Origin of the sequence: Alicyclobacillus acidoterrestris (assembly GCF_022674245.1) — a bacterium.
Taxonomy (GTDB): domain Bacteria; phylum Bacillota; class Bacilli; order Alicyclobacillales; family Alicyclobacillaceae; genus Alicyclobacillus; species Alicyclobacillus acidoterrestris.
The window spans coordinates 1,601,215-1,625,395 of record NZ_CP080467.1; the positions used below are offsets into that span (position 1 = coordinate 1,601,215).

Consider the following 24,181-nt stretch of genomic DNA (forward strand, 5'->3'; position numbering starts at 1 on the left):
CTTCCAAGAATGGAGTGTGAATCATGCGAATTTTAAGTAATGAAGACGTGCAACAAGTGTTGACGTTGGAGGAGTGCATTGAAGCGCTGGAGGTCGCTTATAAGGAGTACACATTGGGAAAGGCGGCAAACCGGCCGTGCAATCACACCTATTTTCCAGTGATGGATGAGCGGTTTCCAGGTTTTCAATTCCGTTTTAAGTCACAGGAGGGCGGCAACATCACGAGTGGCGTGTGGGCGCTGCGCATCACGTCCGATATGGTGGGAACCGAGACCCTCGCAGGTGGCGTGAAGCGGCGGCGGTTGTTGCCGGTGGCGAGTGGCAACCGATACTGCGGTCTCGTGACGCTGTACTCGCTCCAACATTTGGAGCCCCTTGCCATCATTCATGACAGCTACATGCAAAAAATGCGGGTTGGCGCCACTTCTGCATTGGGGATTCGCGCGCTTGCGAACCCGGATGCTCGGGTAGCCGGGCTGTTCGGATCAGGCTGGCAGGCCTCCTCACACCTCGAGTACATGCTGCTCGTGCGCCCGAGTATCGAAGAGGTGCGGGTATACAGCCCCACGAAGGACAACCGGGAACGGTTTGCAAAAGAATGGAGCGAGCGAACAGGTAAACGGATTATCGCTGTGGACCATCCGCGGGACGCAGTTCAAGGTTGCCAAATTGTGACGTGCGCCACTGCCGCTTACGACCCGTGTTTCGATGGCCGCTGGTTGGAGCCAGGCACGCACGTTACGTCTATCACGAGCCCAGACGGCACGGCCAATCGGCGGGAGTTGGACGATACCACGTTCGACAGGGCGGACAAAATTGTCGTCTTTTCGCGCGAGCAGATTCATCACGACAATCAGATTGACATTTTGGGTCCGGTCGAACGCGGTCTCAAAAACTATGAGGATATCGGTGAAATCGGCGAATTGTTGTTGGGCAGGATTGGCGGAAGGACGAGTCCTGACGACATTACGATTTTTGCGAATAACACAGGCATGGGGCTGCAATTTGCCGCTGTCGGGGCGCGCGTGCTCGCACTCGCCGAGGCGCGGGGGCTTGGACACGAGGTTCCGACGGAGTGGTTTCTTGAGGCGACGTCGCCGTAACGGAAATCTTCGTTGCGCGTCGCTCGTGTAAATAGCCCAAAAAGGAGGCAACGCTCTATGGTCGGTGGAACTTGCATCAAATTTGGCGACAGTATCAACACGGACGTCATTATCCCCGCTCGCTATCTGGTCAGCATTGATCCACAGGAATTGGCGGAACACGCTTTTGAACCACTCGGCGAGGAGGTTCAGAATCGACTCCGGCAATCAAAAGTCGTCGTCGCTGGTGTCAACTTCGGTTGCGGCAGTGCGAGAGAGCAGGCAGCTTCCTGCTTGGTTGGCGCAGGCATCCAAGTGGTCATTGCAAAGTCGTTTGCTCGGGTCTTCTTTCGCAATAGCATCAATACCGGCTTATTAGCTGTGGAATGTCCAGATGCGGTCGAACATATCGGCGACGGTGATTCGGTATTTGTCGATGCCACGGAGGGAACGGTGACCGTTGGTTCCGACACCTTTCATTTTGAACCGTATCCGGAGAGTTTACGGAAGATTTTGGACGCTGGTGGTTTGATTCCGTACGTCACACAGCATGTGGTGGCCGGGAGGAGGTAATTCGATGGGCAAGACGTTTGCAGAAAAAGTCATGGCGAAGGCAGCAGGTATCGAACAGGCTACGGCAGGGCAGGTCATCAACGTATATCCCGACCTTATCATGAGTCACGCTGCGAGCTGGCGCTGTATTCGCACACTCGAGAAAATGGGCACAGATGAACTCTACGATGTGAAGCGAATCGCCATGGTGATGGATCACAATTCACCCGCCCGGACCGCAAAAACCGCGGCAGACCAAAAACTGTGTCGAGCGTTTGCCAAGAGCAAAGGGATTGACAAGTTTTACGACGTGGATGCCGGGATTGCACACGTGGTACTGATGGAAGATGGTCACGTCCGTCCGGGCATGGTACTGATTGGAACAGACTCGCACTCGACGATTTATGGTGCGCTGGGCGCTGCGGGCACTGGGGTTGGTTTTAGTGAAGTGACTGCCACTTGGGTTTCTGGGTATCTGTGGATGAAGGTGCCCAACTCTATCAAAGTGGTTATCAATGGTCCGTTATCGCCAGGGACGACAGCGAAAGATGTGATGCTGAAATTGATAGGGGACGTATCTGCGGATGGGGGGACATATTGCTCGATTGAATTTCACGGGAGTTATGTTCGAGGGCTCAGCGTGTCCGAGCGCATGACATTGTGTAATTTGGCGATGGAGCTCGGTGCGAAATTTGCTTATGTGCCCCCAGATGAGGTGACGCGGGCCTATCTCGCAGAGCGGGGCGTGCAACCACACGAATATGAGGAGATCTATCCGGACGAGGATGCGGTATATAGCAGGGTCATTACGGTTGAAGGCGCAGAGCTGACGCCTCAAATTGCTTGTCCACACACGGTCGATCATGTCTTACCCATCTCCGCTGTGGCCGGGCAAAAGGTAGATCAAGTGTTTATTGGCTCCTGTGCGAATGCGAAATATGACGATCTCGCCCAAGCCGCCGCCATCCTGAAGGGCCACAAGGTAGCGCCTGGCGTTCGCCTCATTGTCACGCCGGCGTCGAAACATGTCCTCGAGAGGATTGTCAAAGATGGAATCTTTTCCACATTCCTTGAAAGTGGCGCGATGCTCACCAATCCTGGTTGTGGTGCATGCGCAGGGGATGGCGGCGTGATGGCGGACGGGGAAGTGACGCTTTCAACGGCCAATCGGAATTTTCAGGGGCGGATGGGAAGTTATCACGCGCAGATTTACTTGGGGAGCCCTGCGGTTGCCGCAGCGACGGCCATTCGCGGTGTGATTACCGACCCTAGTGAATTTTTTGCGAAGGAGGCGTAACACACATGAACTTGGTCGAAAAAATTCTGGCGAAGGCGAGCGGGCGCACGACCGTCCGCCCCGGTGACGTGGTCGTCGCCAATGTGGATTGTCTGTTGCTACACGACTTGAGTGGGTATATCACTTCACGCGTCTTTGACAACGAAGTTCGCCGTCCCATGCGTTATCCGGAGCGGGTGGTGATGGTATTTGACCATCACTTCTCCCCGCCGAGTGAAGAACGGGCGAGGATGCTGGAGGAAAATCGAGCGTTCGCGCGCCGTCACGGCATTCACTTATTTGATTGCGGGAGCGGGAATATCCACCATGTTGGCGTGCGTAAAGGTTTTGTCCGGCCTGGTACCATCGTGGTCGGATCGGATAGCCATACGCCCGTTCACGGAGCACTCGGCTGTTTTGCTGCGGGGCTTGGCAACAATTCGCATGCGGGGACGGTCATGCCGTTTGGCAAGGCGTGGTTTCGAGTACCGGAAACCATCCGCATCGAATTGTCCGGCACGCAAAAAAGGGCGTGGTTCCGCGCGATGCAGCATTGTGGCTAACCGGACAAATTGGTGAAGGCGGTGCGGTTTACAAAGCGTTGCAGTTTGCAGGCCCCTTTATCAAGGATTTGGAGATGTGGGATAGGTGGCTATTTCCGCTGATCACGATTGACGTGGGTGGAAAGTGTGGGTTTATCGAGCCCGACGAAAAGACGATAGATTTTGTCCGAAGTCTCACCAAAGAGCCGTTCGACGTTATCACGTCAGATGAAGATGCAGAATACGTGGAGCTCCGGGCGTATGACATCAGTGATTTAGAACCCCAAGTCGCCGCTTCGCCGACACTTGGCAATGTGGGGCCGGTAGGAAAATTTGCGGGTGCCCCTGTGCAGTGGGCGGAACTGGGTGGACATGGCGGTGGACGTCTACAAGACATCCGGCAGGCTGCGGAAATTTTGCGCGGCCGCAAGATTGCACCTGGCGTCAAGTTCAATATTGTACCGTCCAGCAGAGAAGTGTTTGCAGAGGCTTGTCAGGAAGGGCTTGTACAAACGCTGCATGAAGCGGGATGTACGTGGTTTCCGCCGAGTACCGGATCGAATCAGGCGATTAACATGGGGGCGATGGCGAATACGGAGGCGATGGTGTCGACGCATGCGCGAAATTTCCCGGGCCGCAACGGGAGCCCGGAGGCGAAGATGTACCTTGGCTCAGCTTATACGGTCGCGGCTTCTGCACTGGCGGGGAAAATTGCTGATCCGAGGGCGTATCTCGTGTGAGATGTTTTGTATTTCGAAATGAGGTGACGTGATGAAAGCGCGGGGACGGTGCTGGAAATTTGGGGATAACATCCCGACGGATCAGATTGTGCGAGCGGATAGGGTATTGTTATCGATGCAAGACATGGCAAAGCACGTGTTGGAGAACTTGAATCCAGATTTCGCTCGGGAGGTAAAACCGGGTGACACTTTGGTGGCGGGAAAACACTTCGGGCAACCGTCCGGTCGAGCGGTCGCGCCCAAGGCGATTCAAGCCACAGGCGTCGGTGCGGTGGTTGTCGAGTATGCATCTCGCTTGTTCTACCGAAATTGTTTTGAAATCGGGCTTCCGATTTTGGAATGCGCAGGTATTACGAATTTTGTTCATGATGGCGATATCCTGTCTGTCGATATGACGGATGGCCGAATTCACAATGAAACGACTCATCAGACGGTTTATGCGAATCCGGTTGACCCCTTCTTAATGGACATGTTGCGTGCAGGGGGCATTATTCCAATGGCGGCCAAGCTTGCGGGTGAGGATTGAATGCTTCATGGTTGGGTCGCGGCAGAATCAGTTTTAAGTTCCAGCCGCGACAAGGCAGTCAGGATGTTGACGAGCAAACCGCAACCTCTGGTTGCGGTTTGCGAGGTTTTGCCCCGCAATCTATTTCGGCCCCTCCAATCATGAGGGCAGCGTCCACGCCCGCTGAAGAAAATCCCGAAATAACTTTGATTCACTGGAGAGACGGACGTTTTGTGGATAAATCATTGCGATGTCGATATGAATTGCATGCACGCCAACAGATAGTGGAATGAGCATGCCCTCTCGCAATTCGTCTTCGATACTAAAACGGGGTATCACTGCAATACCCACGCCTTGCTTCGCCATCTCAATCAGACTCTTGTAATCTTCCACTTGTACGGTCACGCGGTAATCCGAGACACCGAGTTTTTTTAAATGAGCGTTTTGCAGAATGGTCGTTTTGGGTGGAGGTGAAAAAGGAACAACACCTAGGGTAAGCAGACAATATTCCATATATCGGTATTCTTGCGCCGTGTCTCATCAGGTCAACTTGTTATGATTTATGCAGTTTTCTTGTGTCGTTCGATATGGTTCACAGCTAGTGCCGATGCAAGTAACACGATCGCGTTGAGGAACATGTACGCCTTTACTTTTCGGATGCCTCGGACATGGACGTCGTTTGCCGTCAAATTTGTCTTAAGCCTTGCGTTGCAACGCTCTACAGCAGTTCGCTCGTTGTATAACAACTTCCAATTCTGCGTGCCTCGGTGTGGTGTGCAGTACCGCCGAATATCTTCTGTGATCCGCTTTTTGACCACCATACCGTAGTTGGATTCGGAACATGCCGCGATTCCAAGCGGACAATCCACCTTCCCAACCGCGTGCGGACAGCGAAACTTTAGTCGGTCACCGTCCGCACCCCAATACACCATGTTATATCCCATCGTGCAACGCGGCGTCCCGTCCGATGCGATTCCTTCAGGCGGTTCTTTTTCACCGCGCTTGTTCATCGCGATAATCGCCTGTGCACCATATTGACGAACCGTTTCATAGTTTTTGACTTGATCATATCCAGCATCCATCATGACAAAGTCGATTTTCCAACCGTGCGTCGTCACGACGTGTTCCAGCAATGGCGCCGCCATCTCACCATCAAAGACGTTCGCTGGTGTGACATCCAAAGCAACTGGCAGTTCACTCGCGGTGTCCACAGCCAAGTGGAATTTGTATCCGAACCAAGCAAGCTTGTTGCCAAAGGTATCGTATTTTGCGCCCCAGTTGGCATTGCCCGTTTCCTGGCTCTTGGACTTAGGTTGTTTTTTCTCGTAGGACTTCACGGCGGCACTGTCCACAGCCAAATGGCGTCCGTTGATGATGCTCGCTTCTTTACATTGACTAACCAGGTCAATGAAGAGCTTCTCAGCGAGACCCAACTCAACAACGGCTGAAAACACGCGACTCAGTGTGGAGACCGACGGGGCTGCTTCGTCGATTCGAAACCCACACTGGTAGCGAAAGCATATATCTAGCGCCAACCGTTCATGAAGCCTTGTGAACGTTGAGATTCCTTCAAGCGGAGCAGCCAGCAATGCACGCAGAATCGCTTCACGATTCATAGGTTTCGCGCCTTGGGGTGACTGTTTTCTCAATTTTGAAGCATAGGGTTGTAAATCCAAGACAGCAAAGAACAAGGGCAGACGATCGCTGGAGTCAATTTCTAACCAGTCTTCAAAGGAAAAGAGCGATGGTTGGAGAATATACATAGTGGGACTTCCCTCCTCGAAAATTTCTGGTTTGGGTTACTTGAAATTTTCTCGAAGGTTGGGGTGAAGTCCTTTTTCATGCCCTCAGAACCCTTGCCCTGCGGGAGTTTATAAATCTGCAAAACGCTCAAATACAAATCAATCATCTTGGCGTGGGTAGATGCACGAATTCCACCGATGAACGGATAGTACGCTAACTCGTTGGGACATATGACTTTGTGTCGCGATAATGCGTGTGACGGTCCCACCACAATCTCGAGGCTCTCTTGTGTGAGCGTGTCCGAACATAGGCCCTCTATCTGGCCAAGCGCCATAATGAGGCCGAGATCGGCTTTTCCGTGGCGAACGTATTCCGTCACCACATCGTGCGTTTGACTATATAAGACGATATTTACGCTGGGGTGTGCCTTCGAGAATGACGCGAGATACGGAGGAAGTAGGTTGTTTGCAATATTTCGTTGCGCGACGACCGAAATCGTGTTTTGCGTTTCGATGAGTCTGTGGATGGCTTGCTCGACTTGACTGGTTTTCCGCTCGATATCGAGCGAATACGAGTAGAGGAGATGTCCTGCTTCCGTCAACTCGGGTGTACGTCCGGGTGCGCGGAGAAAGAGGGACTTGGATAACTCTTGTTCGAGTGCCTTAATGTGTGCGCTGATGGTCGGCTGGGTCATCTGCAACTGACGCGCGGCAGCACTAAACCCCCCACATTCGACCACTGTTTTAAACACGCGTAGGCGGTGAATCGTGGTTTCCAACAAGGCGATTTCGACCCGCGGCACGCGGGATATCTACCGAATTGGCAGAGGCAATCGGCCAGACGCGTACCACTTCTTTTTCCATCGCCCTCGGCCGCTGGTGCCAAGACACCTGACGTTTGAGGTGACGGGCAGGATGCTTGCGAACGGCGACGAATGGACGCCGATTGACGAAGGGGAGATAGAGGCGCTTTGCCAAAAGTTGTCGGAGCACCAGGTCGAGGCTGTGGCGGTGTGTTTTCTCCATTCCTACGCCAATCCGGCGCACGAGGAACGCGTCGGCAAAATCATTCGATCGCGTTTGCCGGACTGTTACGTTTCGCTGTCTCATGAAATTCTTCGCGCGTATCGAGAGTATGAACGGACGTCGACGACCGTGTTAAATGCCTATGTAGGCCCCAAAGTCAGCCGCTACATCAACGAATTGAGTAGCAAAATGAATGGAATTGGATTCGCGGGACATTTCTCCATTATGCAATCCAACGGCGGGATTATGGCTCCTGAAATTGCTGCGAAGAGGCCCGTAAACATGATGGAATCGGGTCCAGTCGGAGGAATTATCGCGTCTGCGGAGATTGGCCGGTCGTTGGGACATATGAATATCATCGCGTTTGATATGGGCGGGACGATTGCGAAGGCCAGCTTAATTCGCGCCGGTGAAGTCATGATGTCCGAAATGTACTACATCGGTGGCTATGCGAGTGGCCATGCGGTGATGATTCCGGTCGTTGATGTCGTCGAGGTTGGCACGGGCGGGGGAAGCATTGCGTGGATTGACGAAGTCGGTACGCTGCGTGTGGGACCGCAGAGTGCGGGGGCTGATCCCGCACCGATTTGTTACGGCAAAGGCGGTTCTGAACCGACGTTCACCGATGCATTTGTCGTTTTGGGTAGAGTTGGTGCACAGGATTTCTTGGGTGGCGATTTGAAGCTGGATGAGCTATCGGCGATTCAGGGAATTCAGCGCAAGCTAGCAGACGTGTTACATATTGGCGTGTACCAAGCGGCTCAAGCCGTGATTCAAATCGCCATCAACAACATGTCGCTCGCTGTCCGGCAGGTTTCCGTAGAAAAGGGATATGACCCTCGTGAATTCGCACTTGTCGCCTCCGGCGGCGCAGGTCCGTTGAGCGCACTCGCCATCGCGCGCGAACTTCATATCCCGACGGTGATTATTCCGCGTTTTCCCGCGCACTTCTCGGCAATTGGCATGCTCCTGACGGATGAAAAACACGACTTTGTTCGAACGTACTACGGGGCGCTGGAGGACATCGACTTCGAACAGCTCGTCAAGGTTCACGACGACATGCTGGCGGAAGCCAGGGGAGTGGTTCAAAGTGAATCGATGACCACCGCAACCGTCGTTTACCAAACCTGTCTCGATGTGCGCTATGTCGGTCAGGAGTTTACACTCTCCGTGCCCGTTTCGGATGAACAGCTTCGGCAGGCTCGCATTCAGGAGATTCACGATGCCTTTGATAACATTCATCAGCAGCGGTTTGGTCACCAAGCACCCCATGAGCCGGTGGAGATGGTGAACATCCGATTGAATGCCCGGTCTACGAGCGGGATAGTTTGCCGCCGAATTACGTGTTGGCAGGTCCTGCGCTCGTTCAGGAATACGCGTCAACCACGGTCATTTATCAAGGAGACATTTGTACTGTCAGTCAAACTGGTGAGTTAGTGATTTCAGTGGGAGGTGGCAAAGATGCGTGAGGTGATGCGCCAACAGGTGGATCCAGTGACCTTGGAAGTGATTCGCAACGCACTGCCCGCGATTTCGAACGAGATGTCCGCAGATCTGCAGCGGGCCTCTTATAACATGATGGTGTATGAAGTCAGAGATTATTGCTGTGCGCTCGTGGATAAAAAAGGCCGTCTCATCTCGCAAAACCTGGGGGGCGTCTCGCACTTTGTTGCAGACCTGGCCTGATTATCAAAGACGCAATGGCGAAATACAAAGAGGACGGTTTTTACCCAGGGGACGTACTCATAACCAATCACCAGGCGGTCGCAGGCCAGCATTTGAATAACATCGTCATCTATACGCCATTTTTTTATGACGAAGCGTTGATAGGTTTTGCGATGGTGCGCGCGCATTGGATGGATGTCGGCGGCCTGAGCACGGGATTTGGTGGGGGTGTGAAGATTGGTGATCCGTGGATGGAAGGGTTACAACTCAATCAGCTTAAAATATACGAGGCCGGGCGTGTCAACGAGACTTTGATGGCTATCCTGAACGACAACATCCGCTACCCGAATTCCTCGCTAGGGGATATGCGTGCACAAATTGCGGCCTGCCACTTGGCCGAGCGCAGGCTTTCTGAGCTGTTTTCCAAATATGGGCGGGATACGGTTATGGCGTACCTTGAACTCATTTTTGCGAAGACAGAGGAGCGGTGCCGCAAGGTCATCGCGAACATTCCGGATGGCGTGTACGAAGCCGAATCGTTTTTGGACAATGACGGGGACAATTTGACGGAGCCCGTCCGCATTCATGCGCGTGTCATCGTCGATGGGGAAGCGATGACCATCGATTTATCCGGGTGTTCGCAAGCGCGTAAAGGGGCTATCAACTCTCGCACACTGGCTGGGGCCATGGTTGCGTACAAAGCTTTAACTGCGCCGTTCGATCCGGTCAACGAAGGCTCCTTCCGAGCCCTTCGGGTCGTGATTCCTGAAGGCAATATCATGATGGCCCGGTACCCCAGTCCGATGGCGAAATGGAGCATCATTCTGCCGACCGTGATAGATACCGTGCTGGCTGCGTTGGCAAACGCCATTCCAGAACAGATTCCGGTGGCGCACTTTGGCACACTTGGGGGATCTATTACCTGTTTTGGCGTGGATCCAAGAACGAATAAACCGTTTGTACTCCAGGGCATTGAGGGCGGCGGCTGGGGTGGCCGTCCGCACGAGGATGGGGAATCGGCGGCTGTGTCGGTTTGTCAGGGCGATGTTCGCAACGCGCCCATTGAGAGTATCGAAATCAAGGCGCCCGTGATTGTGGAAGAGCGGCGTTTGCGCCAGGACTCTGGTGGCGCCGGAACGTTTCGCGGCGGCCTCGGCTTCGATGTGCGGATTCGCAATGTAACGGAAGTTCAGTGGAATCTCTCGCAAGGCCGCCGCAGTCAATGTCCGCCTTGGGGACTGTGGGGCGGCAAGCCCGGGGAGGTATCCGATTATCTACTGAAGTTGCCGGGAGAGACGGTGTGGCGCAGTGTGGATGTCGTGCGGCATGCGGTTCCGGCGGGATCGGAAGTACTTGTGCGCACGCCGGGCGGCGGTGGCTGGGGCAACCCATTTGAACGGGATGTCGAACGCGTGCGTCTTGACGTCCTAGAGGAATTTGTCAGCCTGGATTGTGCGCGCACCGACTATGGCGTGGTTCTTTGCGAGGACGGTTCCATCGATGTTGATGGCACGAACCATCTGCGTCGCATGTCTGGCGAGTCATCGGCATGTGGGTACGGGGCCGCGCGATAGGCAGCGGCCCTCTGTTGTCTTTGTTCCGGGAGGCGATGTTGTGTCATTCCTAGCGAATTTATCAGAGTATATTGTGGGGTGTCGCTTTTCTGATGCAGATAGGCGGGAGGCGGCACTTCACACCATCGATGCGCTCATCGCTTACGCAGCGGGGGCGTGTACAGATGAGGGACGTGCGCTGCGCGAGCGAATGTTTGTGCGGGCGGCAAGCCAACCAGTAGCCCGCACGTCACCTGTTCCGTTTGGGTTCGATGAGCAGAATCTATTAGACCGACTACTGCTAAAAAGTGCTACAATTCGGTTAACCGAGGTTGATGACATTCACCTAGCGTCCTGTATTACGCCCGCGTCTGTCATCGTTCCGACGGCCTGCGAACTGTTTACTGATACATCTACATCAAAAAACGCGATGTGCGATTTCTTGGACTCCATACTCATTGGCTACGAAGTCATGAGCAAATTGGGAATGGCGATAGATGGTGCGCGTATCGTCTATCAGGGAATTTGGAGTACGCTTTTTTGCGCCGCTTTCGGTGCCGCTGCCGTCAGCGCTAGGCAACTGCGGTTGCCACAGGCGCAAGTACAGCATGCACTTGCCCTTGCGCTCAACTTATCCATCGGTGCGACCAGATCTGGCTGTGTGGCAGCCATGGTAGCGGCGAATGGCTTTACAGGCGAACCAGCAGCCATCGATAGTCGTTGGTTCCAGCGTATGTACGGCATCCAAGTAGATACTGAAAGATTGCGCGCTGATTTGCACGAAGCAGTCGAAATTTATCAGACCAGCCTGAAACCGTATTGTTCTGCCAAACAAGTCATCCCGGCTATCGAAGGCCTGCGCGCGATTCTGACAAAACAGGGCGTTTCGAGGGAAGACGTTTAACACGTTTTTGTCTATGTCCCGACGGCGTTCTGTAGGATGATCGATCACCCGCCCACCAGTCGATTGTCCTCTCTCTCCAGCGTTTCCTATCAGTTGGCTTTATCGGTTTACCATCCATCCGGGTTATACGATATCAACCGGGGAGAGATCTTGGGTACGGAAGAAATGATGGCGTTTATGAACAAAGTGACCGTGGTGCCTGATGAAGAGCTCTCGAATGCTTATCCTCGGCAATGGGCGACACGCGTTCAGGTGAGTACGGGAACAAATGTGCTGGAGGAGACGGTGGATGAAACGCCTGGAGATGCGGGAATGCCGTTGACGACAGAGCAACTCGCTTGGAAATGGACGCAACTGTTGCAGCCGATTCCGGACGTACAGAGGAGAAATGAGCTTTGTCTACGTGCGATTGCGACACTTGATGACGTCACAAGCCTGAACGAATTCATGCAACAGGTTCAAGCGATTTGAGGAACCCCGATTGAGTGAACCCATGCACGGGAGGCCTGTACATTGGACATGGATGAACGGCGTTATGATGCCGACTGGGTAGAACTTCACGACTACACTCCCACGTGGCGATCTCGATTTGAACGTGAACAGAAGGTTCTCGCAGAGGCATTGGGTGACGTGGCTTTGGACATCCAGCACGTTGGCAGCACGTCTGTGCCTGGACTTTGTGCGAAGCCCATCATCGACATCATTGTCGGCGTGCGCAGTCTCAAGCAGTTTTCGGTGTGTGATATTCGGACTTTGGAGCAGCTTGGATACGTTTTCCGAGGCGACGCGGGAATTGCCGGTCGCCTATTTTTCCGTAAAGGGGTACCGCGGGCGCAATTCCATTTGAGCGTTGTCGCAAAAGATGGGGAGCAATGGACGAAGCATGTTCTGTTTCGCGATTACTTGCGACATCACGAATCCGACGCGAAGGCCTACGCCTCGCTGAAAATGACTTTAGCATCCCAATATAGTCACGACCGAACAACGTATACGTCCCGTAAGGGCCCACTCATTGCAGCGATACTTCGTAAGGCGTACAGATGGCGCAACGCATGATGTCATACGGAATTTGAAAAGAGGAGTGGGGTAGCGTGATCACAGAACGCCCGTTGCCTAGTGACTATGAAGCGTATTTCGGACAATACATCGATCTCGTGCCAACGGGGGATTTGCACCAAGTTTATCAAACACAAATGGAATCCGTTTACGCGCAAATTGCTGGATTGTCCGAGCGCGAAGGTGAGTTTCGTTACGCGGACGGAAAGTGGAGTGTCAAAGAAATCATTGGACATTTGAGTGACGCTGAGCGGATGTTCGGTTATCAAATTTTTTGCATGGCACGCGGGTATTCCGCACCAATTCCTCCTCTGAATCTAGCGCAATGTGTGATTCAGGGGAAGTTTCATCTTCGACCGCTACGCGAAATATTAGAAGAATGGAAGACTGTGAGACAATCGACACGTTCTTTGATTCAAACCTTGACACATGAGGACTTGAGAAAGACGGGGGTGGCGAGAAGCCACCCTGTGACCGTGCTTGCGGCAGCATGCATCATTCTAGGGCATGTGGAGCATCACATGCGTATTCTGCGGGCGCGATATTTGTAAATGGGTTTCGTTTCTAATAATTCTGGGAACAATGAGTCTATCCACTGGAAAGGAAGGTTGATAGCAATGCAACAACCACTTGAAAGCGCGGATACGATTCTCACTCAAATCAAACAGTTGTTCGAGGAACACGGCGGTCAGTTATCCAAGAAAGATGTTAAGAAACAGCATCCAGAGATTATGCGCAGCGCACTCTACTACTTCCCCTCTTGGGAACACGCTTTGACGAAAGCCACGGAATAGGCGCACGCTCATATATTTTGTCTGATTCCAAGCAATCGGATTGTGGGGACTTCTTCTGTCGGAAGGGGTCCCCATTTTCGTATGTTCGTATGTGGACGTCGATGTGGGTGATGGGGAATGTTCTCCGACGGGGCAAATGCCTGCACAAACGCCGCAAATCTGTTACATTCGAAGGAGTTATAATTTCGTAGGGGGAGTGGGCAATCTGGACAGTCGAGCAAATGACGGCGAAAAGCCTATGGTGGATGGGATGTCAGCGGTGACCCAAACGCACGAGAAATTGGTGACACTTGTGGAGGATATCATCGATACTGTGGCGACGTTTGATGGACGAATTGCCTATACACGCAAACCGGGCGGTAACTGGGATGTCACGTTTCGAGCAAGAGATGGTGAACTCGCCTTAAGGATTTCTGCTCGCACGACATCCACTTGTGACGTGCAGGTTGCGATGGAACATCGCGGCACGCCAGAAATCCATCACCAAGAGATCTATGTGGGGCCTTTTGACGCAAAAGTGGTTCGCTATCAGGTGAGTACAGCGCTTGCCCAGTGGTACCAACAGGCGGTGCTGCATCAAGCCCCTTGAGGGATTGAGCCAGAGGGCGGTGTGCGTGGATCGCCCCGGACGACCTTACACCGAGCTGTCGTGATGGAAACGCGCTTGATGATGGTAGTGTTCACTCACAACTTGAATAAACCGCTTGGTAAGCGGCTCATCTTCCAGGATGTCTGGGTAGGCGAGCAACGTCGGACGCCGAAAGGATTCGTCGTTGACGGGAATCGCGGCACAGCCTTTGCTGGCGGCATCGACAAGTGTGCGACGGGGTAAGAGAGAGACGCCGAGGCCTTGGGCGACCATTGCCTTAATGCCGTCGATGCTGTCTAATTCCATGCGAACATCCGGGTATAAGTCATGTTTTGCCAACAGCATGGTCACGCGTTTGCGAAATGGCGCGGTGGAATCGCTAAACGCAATGAACGGTTCGGATGCGATGGCGTGAATTCCCGGGAAGTCCTGGGTAAATGGATGGTTCGCTGGAACCACCAGGTCAATCGCGTCGTCTGGAAATTCAATCAGCCGTACGCGCGGGTGGTACACGGGCTCACCAAGAAAGCAAAAATCCACTTGGCTGTTGATTAAAGCATCAACCATGTCTACATAAAGCCCCATTCGAACCTTCAGGCGCACGTCCTCCAATTCGACAATACGATGCAGGCACATGGGGACGTCAGTCGACACGAAGGCTCGCCCGGACATGACTCGCAGCGTCCGCCTAGGTTGTTTTGCGGGCTCAATCATTTGCCGCTCAATCGACACCATCTGCTCAGCGAGCGGAAGAAAACCGCGCCCGGCTGGTGTTAACTGAACGCCATTCGGCGTCCTGTCAAACAGTTGGTAGCCAATGTCGCGTTCCAATCGCTGGAGCCGAGTGGTTACTGTCGATTGTGACATGAACAGTTGTTCTGCCGTCCGAGAGATGGACTTATTGCGCGCTACCGCCAGAAATAGTTGTAAATCTTTTGTATCCATCGCGAAATCACCCCATGCCAGTACTTTGCATTATACCACCTCTCTTCACCAATGATGCTCACGACATATCAAACGTCATCGCGGCAAAATTCTATCAATAAATGGTGTAGTGTCTTCTGCTGCCAACTTCGTGCGGCCCTTTCCCCAACCGATTGTTCGACGCCAACTGCCGAGGGTGCTCGTCGAGATCAGTTCTTTTTCATTGACTGTAACAACTTCGTCTGCAAAAGGGGAAACGAACAGTGCGTCGACGGGGCAATACGCTTCACACATAAAGCAGGTTTGACAATCATCTTGTCGGGCGATAGTAGGGAAGCTGTTCTCGTCCATATCGAATACGTCAGTTGGGCAGACTTTAACGCAAATACCGCATTTGATACAGCGTTCGTTACTCACCAATTCAATCATGAATCATTCCTCCAACAGACTTTATGTCGACTGGCATACTCGGGTTGGCTCCGACGACTCCGGTTGAACAATGATGTCGTCAAATCCAGAGACCGTCAGGCGATGGCCAAGTGTTTGGTCTATGTCAGGATATTCGGCCAGTGTGTGCATGCCTCGTGTCTCTTTTCTAGCTAACGCTGCACTGTACATCCAACGTGCCGCTAGAACCATCGCAAGAGCTTCTCGCAGCCGAATTCTGTCGCGTAAGTTGTGTGCGGACTGTTGTTTTGCCTGTGTCCACAGTTGGTTTAACCTCTGCATCGATTGACTTAGTCCAGCTTCACTGCGGAAGTAGTTAATGTGTAGGGGGAATACTTCGTTCTGAACGCCTCGGATGAGGTCTGTGATAGCTGTTTCCTGTTTGTGATTCGCATCTGTTAAGTCTAAGCCGAATTGTCCTGTGGAACGAAGACTTCTTCCGTTTGCTTTGACTCGTCCACTGAGTGCGTAGGCGGCAGCGGCGCGGCCTGCCCATGTGCCAGAGGATATAGCCCAAGCGGCATTATACGCACCGCCTCCTGATTTGCCGCCCATGACGCGCTCTCGTGATGCGGCATCGCCTGCTGCGTACAGCCCAGCGACCGACGTGGCGCAATCTTCATGCTCTAGTCGAACTCCGCCAGTGCCCCGAACGGTGCCTTCATAGCGGAGGCGGAGAGGAAAGCGTTCTGTGAATGGGTCGATCCCGGCGCGATCATATGGCACGAAAAAAATGGCGTGTGACTTACGCAGGATGGCGCGTTTTTCAGGTGTATCCGCTTTGTCTAGGACCGCGTATACGGGACCCTTAATTAACATGTGCGGCAAGATATCTCCTGCGCGCCCATGACTTGACGGTTCAATGATAGTTCCGTCTTCTAAACTGTACGTAGCCCAGTTGAGAAGGCGTCCGCGTGTAACAGAACCGAAGGCGGCACTCGGCGCATAGGAACGACTAAATTCCATACCTGATAATGGTGCGCCAACTTCGGAAGCCATTAGTAGACCATCTCCTGTTAACACGTTGCAACCGAGGCTCTTGCTTAGAAATGCGCAGCCACCCGATGCTAGAACGACCGCGTTCGCTCGCACTTCCCATGTGCACTTTGCTTGGCGCATCATTCCTCGAGCCCCGCCGACGCCGTGGGCATCCACCAGCAGTTCTAGCGCTGGTGCGTGATCTAGTACTTGGACACCTGTCTGTCGGACGACCCGTCTCATCAGGCGCATGTATTCGGGGCCTTGCAGATGATCTCTCATTGGCGTCCCGCTTTCGTCACGGACGAACGGGTAGCCCCAAGATTCGACGAAAGCTAGGTTTTCGTATACTTGATCGATGACTCGGTGCGTCCAGGCGGGATCTGATAAATAACCTCCCTCCCGATAGCGAAGTAACGCGGCATCTTCACGCAGTGTCGGTTCTGGCGGTATGTATAGCAAATTTGTCCCACCAGGTGCCGTGGCGCCACTTGTGCCGAAATATCCTTTGTCGACGAGGACGACCTTCGCGCCGTTTGTGGCCGCACTCCAAGCAGCCCACGCACCTGCGGGGCCACCGCCAATAATTAACACGTCGGAATCAAGTCGAATTTCAGCGCTTGTCATGGATTTATTTCACTTCCCAGTCCTGAATGGAAAATTGGTTTTTAGCTAGGCCTTGTTGAAGCAAAAATTGCTCGACGGCGTTCAAGGACTGTATCCCTTGTGTTGGAAACTGTGTTGTCGGTAAATTCGAAATAGGGGAGGATGCCTTGACAATATCGACCGGGAATCCAGAAGCATCCGACGCAAATTGATAGTACTCATCGGCATGTTGGCGGATGTCCGATACGGATGCTTCCGTCATTTCGACCCAAGCTTTTGCAAAGTTTGGGTGCGCAGTGACAAACTTCGGAGAAGCGACTGTCACACTGGTTCCGGTTAGCTGGTGTTCGGATGCTTTGTCAATCACGGGGAATCCGAGTTGTTGTAATTGTGGACCGGTATCTGTGGGCGCTGCGTATGCCGCAATGCGGCCAGATTGTAGGGCGGACTCCGCATCCGCGGGGTAAATTGGGTCAACTTTCACTTGCTGTGACAGCCCCTCATTTTTGAGTAGCGTCAATAAGTAGCGACTCATGTAGGAGCCGGGGGATGTGGCGACCGTTTGCCCCTTTAAGTCCTGCAGTGTCTTTGGTCCATTTTTCTTTGTGACTAACCAAACCTCCTGATTTAGGTTAGTAAAATCGATTAGGTCGCTTTGATATCCGTTGGCTTCAGCATTCACTGCTGGGGTGTCTCCTAACTCACCGGCGTCGATGGAACCCCCCTGTAACGCGGCGACTAAATCAGGTCCATTCACAAACGGCGTAAATTGAATATCAGAAATTCCTAATTGTGCGTAGTACTTCTTAATCAAGCCCGTTTTGACTGCCCAACCAATTGGATCACCCGGTGTATTGCCTTTAGACGCGATATATCCAAATCGGAGCACGCTTGCAGTGCTAGACGCCTCACTTGCGTTCGAGTGATTACCTGCAGGTTGCGCTGTGCCGCAACCTGCGAGGGCTAAGGATATAGCCAGTGTGGATGCTAACAAAGATGTGCAATTCATTCTTGGGTATCTATTGAGGCGCTTGGTCATCTGAATTCCGTCCTTTCTCGATAGCACTATGACGTATGTGATGGCTGTTTCATTTAGTAGGAGGTGACATGGGTATTCCTTCGGACTGCGCCATGGCTTCAAACATTTTGTATGATTTATCTTTTGCGTCAGATAGCGGACGCCGCGGGTTCCAACCGATTACCGAACGATAACTCCCGAGTACCCCAGTGCTACTTAACTGGTTCTCTTCCACTTCTACGGAACAATCCGCTTCGGGGGCCACGTAAAGTGCATCGACTGGGCAGTACAACTCGCACATGAAGCAGGTTTGGCAGTCCGACTGGCGGCTAATGATGGGAAGGCTGCCATCGACTTTGTCAAACACATTGGTAGGGCAGACTGCGACACATAGATTACATTTTGTGCAGAGTGATTTGCTGATTAGTTCAATCACAGTAAAACACCTCCCAATGGCGCCTTAACAGGTTCCGTCTCAATGCGAATGTCATCTAGTCCTTTGGTGATGAGGCGATGGTGTTGATTAGGATTTGGTGCTGTAAAGTCTTCTCGCCGGTGCATGCCACGCGTCTCTTTGCGGGCGAGTGCCGTATGGTACATCCATCTCGATACCGCTGTCATTGCCTGTGCTTCACGTCTCTTCAGGGCCGTGCCAGTAGGCATTGCTTCGTGGCGAATGTAATGCCAGAGACTATCCAGACGTCCTAGAGAATCGGTTAGTCTTTCTGCTGTGCGAAACAAATTTCTATCGTAGGGCATGACTTCGTTTTGAACGGCATTGACCACGTCGTCTGTGGATAAGCCCAGGTTATCTTCGCTGCGCGCTTGCGCGCTGGCTTGGTCGAGGGGTGTTCCGATTCGAGCAGCACGTTTGGAGCCCAACTGCTTCGCATACTTTGCGGCGGCCTCACCAGACCAATATCCAGACGACATTGCCCAAGCTGCGTTGTGGCTTCCACCTCCGGTAAATCCGCCGCAAATCAATTCTCTCGTTGCGGCATCACCTGCGGCATACAAACCTGGAACATCCGTCGCGCATGCTTCGTTCACGATTCGGATGCCACCGGTGCCACGGACGGTTCCTTCTAGGCGCAACGTGACTTCGAAACGGTCCGTAAACGGATCGATTCCGGCTCTATCAAACGGAAGAAAGAAGTTGGGCTGCGCTTGTCGCATCCATACCTTCATCTCGTCGGTCGCTTTATCCAAACGTGCGAATACTGGCTCCGACAGGAGTGTGCGGGCAATGACGGATCGGCCGCGTTGTGAGCCTGCACCTTCGATTAACTCACCCGATTCATGGTAGAAGGAAGCCCAGATGTAGAACGCCGTTTTCGTAACAGAAGCGAACTTCGGGCAGATGGCGTATGCGTTTGAGAACTCCATGCCCGACATGGAAGCACCAGCTTCTGCGGCGAGCAATAACCCGTCACCCGTCAAGACATTGCATCCTAACGCCTTGCTCAAGAACGCACAGCCACCCGTGGCGATAACTACGGCACTAGAGCGGATTGTCCAGTTCTGATTTTTTTGTATATTCACTCCGGATGCTCCTGCTACCCCGTGTTGATCTACGAGAAGAGTCGTAGCTGGACTGTGATCTAAGATCGTTACGCCGGCTTGTAACACTCGCCGCCTCATTAAGCGCATGTATTCAGGTCCCTGTAATGTACGAAGATGTGGCTGGCCTTGGTCGTCTAAGGGGAATGGATAACCCCAACTCGCAATGGCGTTCATATTTTCCCATGTCCTATCGAGGACTCTGCGCATCCACGTTTCTTCAGCGAGAAATCCGCCTAGCGAATATCTACTTTGCATGGCTTTTTGTCTCGCTTCTTCTCGCGGCTCTACATACCACACACCGGTACCAGATGGCGCAGTGGCACCACTTGTTCCACAAAACCCCTTGTCGACGAGAATGACCGACGCTCCTTCGGATGCGGCGCGGATAGCCGACCACGTACCAGCGGGTCCACCTCCAATGACCAGGACGTCTGCGTACGTGTTCAATTCGAGGTCTTTGCGCAGATCCAAACGGTTTACTCTGCTCATTACATTGTCCTCCTCTCAAAATAAAAAGGAGGCCTGAGACGCTCGCTTAAAATGCGACAGCAGTCTCGGGCCTCCAGTTGTCCAGTCGGTCCAAGCATTTGGAATTCTGACAATACGCAGAGAAACTGTGGGATTAATCGATTGGGCAGAGCGTATCACGTTAATCTCTTAAATGTCAACATTCTAATATTTATAAATCTTAGAAACTTTCTCTCTATAATTGCGATTGACATGATGTAAAACACGTGTTAAGGTCAGTGTCAATTAAACCAACTAAACAAATATGTTTTGTCGACCGGACTACTGGAGACACGCGAATGATGGATTCGTGCGTCTCTTTTTTTGTAGGAGGTGAAGGCTAGATGGTCGACGCAACACAGATTTCTCACAAGTACAATGGCGAGGTGGCGAGGATACGATGCAAAGCCGGGTTACGAAGAACGCCAGTGAACAGTTGGTCCCGTGGGTGTTACCCATTCTATTGGTCGTCATTTGGCAGGTGTTCGGTAGTCTTTCTCTGATCAAAAGTCAAATACTCCCGACCCCCCTCCAAGTGATAGAGGCCGGTATTAGACTGACTGAGAACGGAGAATTACTAACCAACATTGGTATCAGTACGGAGCGTGCGTTTGTCGGATTTGCAATTGGCGGATCGATTGGGTTTGTCTTGGGTGTTATTAACGGCATTTCGCATCGAGCAGAGCGCTTTCTCGACACGACAATTCAGATGATTCGCACGGTTCCTCATTTGGCATTGATACCACTCGTCATTATTTGGTTTGGCATTGGCGAGGGAGCTAAGGTGTTTCTGGTTGCGTTAGGTGTGTTTTTTCCTATTTATCTCAATACGTTTCACGGTATTCGGTCCATCGACCCGGGGCTCATCGAAATGGGTCAGGTTTATGGGTTTCGCCAAGTGAAATTATACCGTCACGTGATTCTTCCAGGTGCTATGCCTTCGATTCTAGTCGGGGTTCGCTTTGCTTTGGGTATCATGTGGATTTCACTTATTGTCGCGGAAACGGTATCAGCAACTTCTGGCATTGGGTATATGGCTATGAATGCTCGTGAGTTTATGCAAATGGATGTGGTCGTGCTCAGCATTGTCCTGTATGCGATTCTTGGCAAGTTATCGGATACAGCGGCAAAGGTTCTCGAGCGGCGTTGTATCCAATGGCGTCCGGTTGTCGTGACGCGCAAATGGTCGGCGCGTAAACCAGTGAAGGTGGGAATTCGATGAGACAGGGGCTAAGGATGAGGCTCGATGATATCTGCAAGGAATATGATAATCAGCCGGTCCTTCACAATATTGATTTATCGATTGAGCCTGGAGAATTCGTAGCTATTGTAGGGCGGAGTGGCGGAGGAAAAAGTACGCTTCTTCGTCTGGTGAGTGGACTGGAGTCAGCTTCAAGTGGGAAAATCGTATTTGACGAAACGGAACATTCTGGAATTCACCATGATATTCGTGTACTTTTTCAAGAATCTCGTATTTTGCCGTGGAAAACGGTGGAGGATAATGTTCTTCTTGGAATGGAAAAACCCGACAGGCGCAGAGCAAAGGAAGTTCTTACGCAGGTTGGCCTTGAGTCAAAGGGAGAGAGTTGGCCGCACACGTTGTCCGGAGGTCAGCGGCAACGTGTGGCGCTCGCGCGCGCCCTTGTTGCTGCCCCGAAAATGCTATTATTGGATGAACCATTAGGTGCGTTGGACGCCTTGACAAAACTTGAAATGCAGCGGCTCATCGAGGACATGTGGAAAATTCATCAATTTACCGTGCTGATTGTCACGCATGATATTCAAGAGGCAGTCACATTGGCGGACAGAGTGATTCTCATTGAGCATGGAATGATTGCGATGGACATGCGCATTCCACTAGATAGACCGAGGGTGAAAGATACACAATTTTTGTACTACGAAAACACGATTTTAGAACGATTCTTTGCACCCACTGTTGAACAGCACTCTCTGGATTTCATCAAATCAGGTACTTTATCTGCTTCCGCCACAGCAACCTGACCAATATTTATTTCGTCCCAATATTGCGATTGAAACGCTATGTCCACATTTATTTTTTGCTTTTTGGGATATTTATCGTCGACAGTGAGTGAGGGTATTCAGTTTATGCTGATTCTGGGCGTCAAACTGTATGCCCTCATCCTGCGTTCTCGCGCTGCTCTCCATTACGATGCGGGTGTGCATCAGCCACACCCTTGTGTACCTTATATGCGCCCGCCCTGGCCGCCGCCCCCAGCCCGGCCCCCGCCCGACGCCCAGCGCCGACTCCCCGGCACGGGATGTCTTAATAAGACAGTGGCGTGACTTTTCGCGCGAATAAGACATCAAATCTGCACTAATCCCGTGATTTTCGCCTTTATCGGGCGGCATTTCAGTAGATAAGGCATTTCAGGTGCCTTAAGTGGGCCAAATCGAGCGGAAGTGCGGGAATAGTGCACAAATTCTTCCTTATATGCGCCCACCCGTCCCCCAGCCGGCCCCGCCCAACGCCCCCGGTCACTCGCCCAACTGTTTTAAAAATGTTCAGAAATATCCGTTGAAAACGCATCCTTATCGTACTAAAATACACAATACGATGATGAGGAGGTTTTACAGATGGACAGCAAACAAACAGAGAAGCAGTGTGCTATTTGTGGAGAGGCTGTTGAACAGAGTGAAAAGTCCGAGTTTCTGTGTGACGACTGTGCGGATTCGTGGGAACGTGAATTGGCGTCGTCCTGGTGATTCTTTGCTGCGTAGCCACTGAGGATGCAGGGGATGCGCCCCATATCTGCGCCCATATGTTCGTGGTTAATTGTGAAAATATTTCAACTATAACCGACCTTTAAATAGCGTCGTGCCGTTTTTAAAACAGCCCGGAGCATGTGGGATTTCGCGTGCTCCGGGCAATGTGCTTGTGAAGAGGTTACGCTGCGCTCGCTTTGGCGTTACGATGGACGGACGAGCTCGCGGGAGTCGATGATGCCACCGCCGAGGCACACGTCGCCATCGTAAAAGACCACGGACTGACCGGGTGTAATCGCACGTTGGGGTTCGTCAAAGACGACCTTGCAGGTGTTCCCTTCGCGCATTTGGACGGTGACGCCTTGGTCCTCTTGGCGATAGCGGAATTTTGCCGTACAGCGAAACTCCTTGTCGGACGGGGCTTGACCACTGACAAAGGACAACTGACTCGCCATCAGGCTTGTCGACAAGAGACGAGGGTGCTCTGACCCTTGTGCCACAATCAGCACGTTTCTATCTAAATCCTTATCGACTACGAACCATGGTTCGCCGGATCGGTCGTTCATGCCGCCAATCCCGATTCCACGGCGTTGGCCCATCGTGTAATACATGAGTCCCTCGTGTTGGCCAATGACATGGCCTTCTGTGTCCTCAATTTTCCCTGGCTGCGCCGGCAAATAGTGACTGAGAAACTCGCGAAAATTCTTTTCGCCAATGAAGCAAATCCCCGTGCTGTCTTTTTTGGTCGCAGTTGCCAGACCAAACTCCTTGGCGATTTCCCGGACGCGGGGCTTTTCCATGTGGCCAATTGGGAACATCGCGCGGGACAGAGGCTCCTGGTCCAGCGTGTGCAGGAAGTACGTCTGGTCCTTATTGGCGTCTGCCCCGCGCACCAGTTGCACCAGTCCGTCGTCTCCCTTGCGCACTTGCGCATAGTGACCAGTTGCCAGGTAATCTGCGCCTAGTTCCAGTGCTCGCTGCAGAAGTTCTTTAAATTTGATTTCTTTATTGCAGAGTACGTCTGGGTTGGGTGTGCGCCCCTTTTGATACTCTTCCAGGAAATATTGAAAAACGCGAGATTCGTATTCGCGTTCAAAGTTGACACCGTAGTAGGGAATACCAATTTGCTCGCAGACGCGGGCGACGTCTTCAAAGTCTTCTGTGGCCGTACAATGGCCGAACTCGTCCGTGTCGTCCCAATTCTTCATGAAGATGCCGATCACGTCGTAGCCCTGCTGCTTGAGCAGCAGCGCACTCACAGATGAATCGACGCCGCCGGACATGCCGACGACAACCCGCGTGCTGCTATTTTTGTTCCCCATCTTGTCCACCTCCCGTTCCTATTTGTACAATCAAACAAGCGCCTTTGCGCGTAACTCACAGTCGCG

The 24,181-nt window shown here is 52.5% G+C and carries 25 protein-coding genes and 2 pseudogenes; 17 read left to right on the forward strand and 10 right to left on the reverse strand.

The genetic code is table 11. The annotated features are described in order from the left end of the window. The first annotated feature begins 23 nt into the window (after window positions 1-23). The 5 genes and pseudogenes from K1I37_RS07325 to K1I37_RS07345 all read left to right on the forward strand — a co-directional run bounded on the left by K1I37_RS07325 (window position 24) and on the right by K1I37_RS07345 (window position 4,718). Window positions 24-1,103 (forward strand): ornithine cyclodeaminase family protein, encoded by a 1,080-nt coding sequence (locus tag K1I37_RS07325; protein ID WP_021297635.1) that lies wholly within the window; start codon window positions 24-26, stop codon window positions 1,101-1,103. A 57-nt stretch (window positions 1,104-1,160) separates the two neighbouring features. Further along, window positions 1,161-1,655, forward strand: coding sequence for a LeuD/DmdB family oxidoreductase small subunit (locus K1I37_RS07330; RefSeq protein WP_021297636.1), 495 nt, complete (start codon window positions 1,161-1,163; stop codon window positions 1,653-1,655). 4 nt (window positions 1,656-1,659) lie between these two features. Then, window positions 1,660-2,931: a 3-isopropylmalate dehydratase large subunit gene (locus tag K1I37_RS07335; RefSeq protein WP_021297637.1), complete on the forward strand. Its 1,272-nt coding sequence runs from the start codon at window positions 1,660-1,662 to the stop codon at window positions 2,929-2,931. A gap of 5 nt (window positions 2,932-2,936) precedes the next feature. Next, window positions 2,937-4,192, forward strand: a pseudogene (locus K1I37_RS07340) (3-isopropylmalate dehydratase large subunit). A 31-nt stretch (window positions 4,193-4,223) separates the two neighbouring features. Further along, window positions 4,224-4,718, forward strand: coding sequence for a LeuD/DmdB family oxidoreductase small subunit (locus K1I37_RS07345; protein ID WP_021297640.1), 495 nt, complete (start codon window positions 4,224-4,226; stop codon window positions 4,716-4,718). A gap of 138 nt (window positions 4,719-4,856) precedes the next feature. Here the strand turns inward: K1I37_RS07345 and K1I37_RS07350 are convergent, their stop codons facing one another. The 3 genes from K1I37_RS07350 to K1I37_RS07360 are packed head-to-tail and all read right to left on the reverse strand — an operon-like array spanning window position 4,857 to window position 7,242. Beyond that, window positions 4,857-5,210, reverse strand: coding sequence for a substrate-binding domain-containing protein (locus K1I37_RS07350; protein WP_242215993.1), 354 nt, complete (start codon window positions 5,208-5,210; stop codon window positions 4,857-4,859). 47 nt (window positions 5,211-5,257) lie between these two features. Then, window positions 5,258-6,460: a transposase gene (locus K1I37_RS07355; protein ID WP_242215927.1), complete on the reverse strand. Its 1,203-nt coding sequence runs from the start codon at window positions 6,458-6,460 to the stop codon at window positions 5,258-5,260. After that, the gene (locus K1I37_RS07360; protein WP_242215994.1) at window positions 6,415-7,242 is read right to left on the reverse strand and encodes a LysR family transcriptional regulator; all 828 of its coding nucleotides are present in this window, start codon (window positions 7,240-7,242) and stop codon (window positions 6,415-6,417) included. Before K1I37_RS07360 ends, K1I37_RS07355 begins: the two co-directional genes overlap by 46 nt. Here K1I37_RS07360 and K1I37_RS07365 point away from each other — a divergent pair. The 9 genes and pseudogenes from K1I37_RS07365 to K1I37_RS07400 all read left to right on the forward strand — a co-directional run bounded on the left by K1I37_RS07365 (window position 7,208) and on the right by K1I37_RS07400 (window position 14,026). After that, window positions 7,208-8,902 carry a hydantoinase/oxoprolinase family protein gene (locus K1I37_RS07365; protein WP_081654148.1) on the forward strand — a complete coding sequence of 565 codons (1,695 nt, stop codon included), beginning with the start codon at window positions 7,208-7,210 and terminating at the stop codon, window positions 8,900-8,902. The two genes, K1I37_RS07360 and K1I37_RS07365, sit on opposite strands and share 35 nt — an antisense overlap. A 24-nt stretch (window positions 8,903-8,926) precedes the next feature. Then, the gene (locus K1I37_RS21495; protein WP_021297197.1) at window positions 8,927-9,151 is read left to right on the forward strand and encodes a hydantoinase B/oxoprolinase family protein; all 225 of its coding nucleotides are present in this window, start codon (window positions 8,927-8,929) and stop codon (window positions 9,149-9,151) included. Window positions 9,152-9,165: 14 nt separating this feature from the next. Continuing rightward, window positions 9,166-10,704, forward strand: coding sequence for a hydantoinase B/oxoprolinase family protein (locus K1I37_RS07370; RefSeq protein WP_021297196.1), 1,539 nt, complete (start codon window positions 9,166-9,168; stop codon window positions 10,702-10,704). A 40-nt stretch (window positions 10,705-10,744) separates the two neighbouring features. Continuing rightward, entirely contained in the window at window positions 10,745-11,587 is an 843-nt protein-coding gene (locus tag K1I37_RS07375; RefSeq protein WP_021297195.1) for an MmgE/PrpD family protein, read from the forward strand. 18 nt (window positions 11,588-11,605) lie between these two features. After that, window positions 11,606-12,058: pseudogene (locus K1I37_RS07380) on the forward strand (hypothetical protein); the annotation flags it as partial. Window positions 12,059-12,106: 48 nt separating this feature from the next. Continuing rightward, the gene (locus K1I37_RS07385; protein ID WP_031218928.1) at window positions 12,107-12,643 is read left to right on the forward strand and encodes a GrpB family protein; all 537 of its coding nucleotides are present in this window, start codon (window positions 12,107-12,109) and stop codon (window positions 12,641-12,643) included. Between the two features lie 35 nt (window positions 12,644-12,678). Beyond that, window positions 12,679-13,194, forward strand: a complete 516-nt coding sequence (locus K1I37_RS07390) for a DinB family protein (protein WP_021297192.1) — start codon at window positions 12,679-12,681, stop codon at window positions 13,192-13,194. 66 nt (window positions 13,195-13,260) lie between these two features. Continuing rightward, window positions 13,261-13,437: a hypothetical protein gene (locus K1I37_RS07395; RefSeq protein ID WP_021297191.1), complete on the forward strand. Its 177-nt coding sequence runs from the start codon at window positions 13,261-13,263 to the stop codon at window positions 13,435-13,437. A 196-nt stretch (window positions 13,438-13,633) separates the two neighbouring features. Further along, window positions 13,634-14,026 carry a hypothetical protein gene (locus tag K1I37_RS07400; protein WP_021297190.1) on the forward strand — a complete coding sequence of 131 codons (393 nt, stop codon included), beginning with the start codon at window positions 13,634-13,636 and terminating at the stop codon, window positions 14,024-14,026. A gap of 45 nt (window positions 14,027-14,071) precedes the next feature. Here K1I37_RS07400 and K1I37_RS07405 read toward each other — a convergent pair whose 3' ends face one another. From K1I37_RS07405 to K1I37_RS07430, 6 genes are all read right to left on the reverse strand, one after another. Next, window positions 14,072-14,971 carry a LysR family transcriptional regulator gene (locus tag K1I37_RS07405; protein ID WP_021297189.1) on the reverse strand — a complete coding sequence of 300 codons (900 nt, stop codon included), beginning with the start codon at window positions 14,969-14,971 and terminating at the stop codon, window positions 14,072-14,074. Window positions 14,972-15,046: 75 nt separating this feature from the next. After that, window positions 15,047-15,379 (reverse strand): 4Fe-4S dicluster domain-containing protein, encoded by a 333-nt coding sequence (locus tag K1I37_RS07410; protein WP_021297188.1) that lies wholly within the window; start codon window positions 15,377-15,379, stop codon window positions 15,047-15,049. Window positions 15,380-15,400: 21 nt separating this feature from the next. Continuing rightward, window positions 15,401-17,002 carry an FAD-dependent oxidoreductase gene (locus tag K1I37_RS07415; RefSeq protein WP_021297187.1) on the reverse strand — a complete coding sequence of 534 codons (1,602 nt, stop codon included), beginning with the start codon at window positions 17,000-17,002 and terminating at the stop codon, window positions 15,401-15,403. 4 nt (window positions 17,003-17,006) lie between these two features. Further along, on the reverse strand, window positions 17,007-18,020 hold the full coding sequence (locus K1I37_RS07420; protein WP_081654145.1) for an ABC transporter substrate-binding protein: 1,014 nt from the start codon (window positions 18,018-18,020) through the stop codon (window positions 17,007-17,009). Window positions 18,021-18,069: 49 nt separating this feature from the next. Next, window positions 18,070-18,435 (reverse strand): 4Fe-4S dicluster domain-containing protein, encoded by a 366-nt coding sequence (locus tag K1I37_RS07425; protein ID WP_021297185.1) that lies wholly within the window; start codon window positions 18,433-18,435, stop codon window positions 18,070-18,072. After that, a complete protein-coding gene (locus tag K1I37_RS07430; RefSeq protein ID WP_021297184.1) occupies window positions 18,432-20,051 on the reverse strand; it encodes an FAD-dependent oxidoreductase in 1,620 nt (539 codons plus the stop codon). Before K1I37_RS07430 ends, K1I37_RS07425 begins: the two co-directional genes overlap by 4 nt. Before the next feature lie 418 nt (window positions 20,052-20,469). On the opposite strand from K1I37_RS07430, the gene ssuC reads away from it, so the two are divergent. The 3 genes from ssuC (at window position 20,470) to K1I37_RS21500 (ending at window position 22,793) form a co-directional block, all read left to right on the forward strand. Then, on the forward strand, window positions 20,470-21,291 hold the full coding sequence (gene ssuC, locus K1I37_RS07435; RefSeq protein WP_021297183.1) for an aliphatic sulfonate ABC transporter permease SsuC: 822 nt from the start codon (window positions 20,470-20,472) through the stop codon (window positions 21,289-21,291). Continuing rightward, window positions 21,288-22,070 (forward strand): ATP-binding cassette domain-containing protein, encoded by a 783-nt coding sequence (locus K1I37_RS07440; protein WP_021297182.1) that lies wholly within the window; start codon window positions 21,288-21,290, stop codon window positions 22,068-22,070. The genes ssuC and K1I37_RS07440 overlap by 4 nt, the downstream gene beginning before the upstream one ends. Before the next feature lie 594 nt (window positions 22,071-22,664). Further along, the gene (locus K1I37_RS21500) at window positions 22,665-22,793 is read left to right on the forward strand and encodes a hypothetical protein (RefSeq protein WP_021297181.1); all 129 of its coding nucleotides are present in this window, start codon (window positions 22,665-22,667) and stop codon (window positions 22,791-22,793) included. A 203-nt stretch (window positions 22,794-22,996) separates the two neighbouring features. Here the strand turns inward: K1I37_RS21500 and mnmA are convergent, their stop codons facing one another. Next, window positions 22,997-24,115, reverse strand: a complete 1,119-nt coding sequence (gene mnmA, locus K1I37_RS07445; protein WP_021297180.1) for a tRNA 2-thiouridine(34) synthase MnmA — start codon at window positions 24,113-24,115, stop codon at window positions 22,997-22,999. Between the last annotated feature and the right edge of the window lie 66 nt (window positions 24,116-24,181).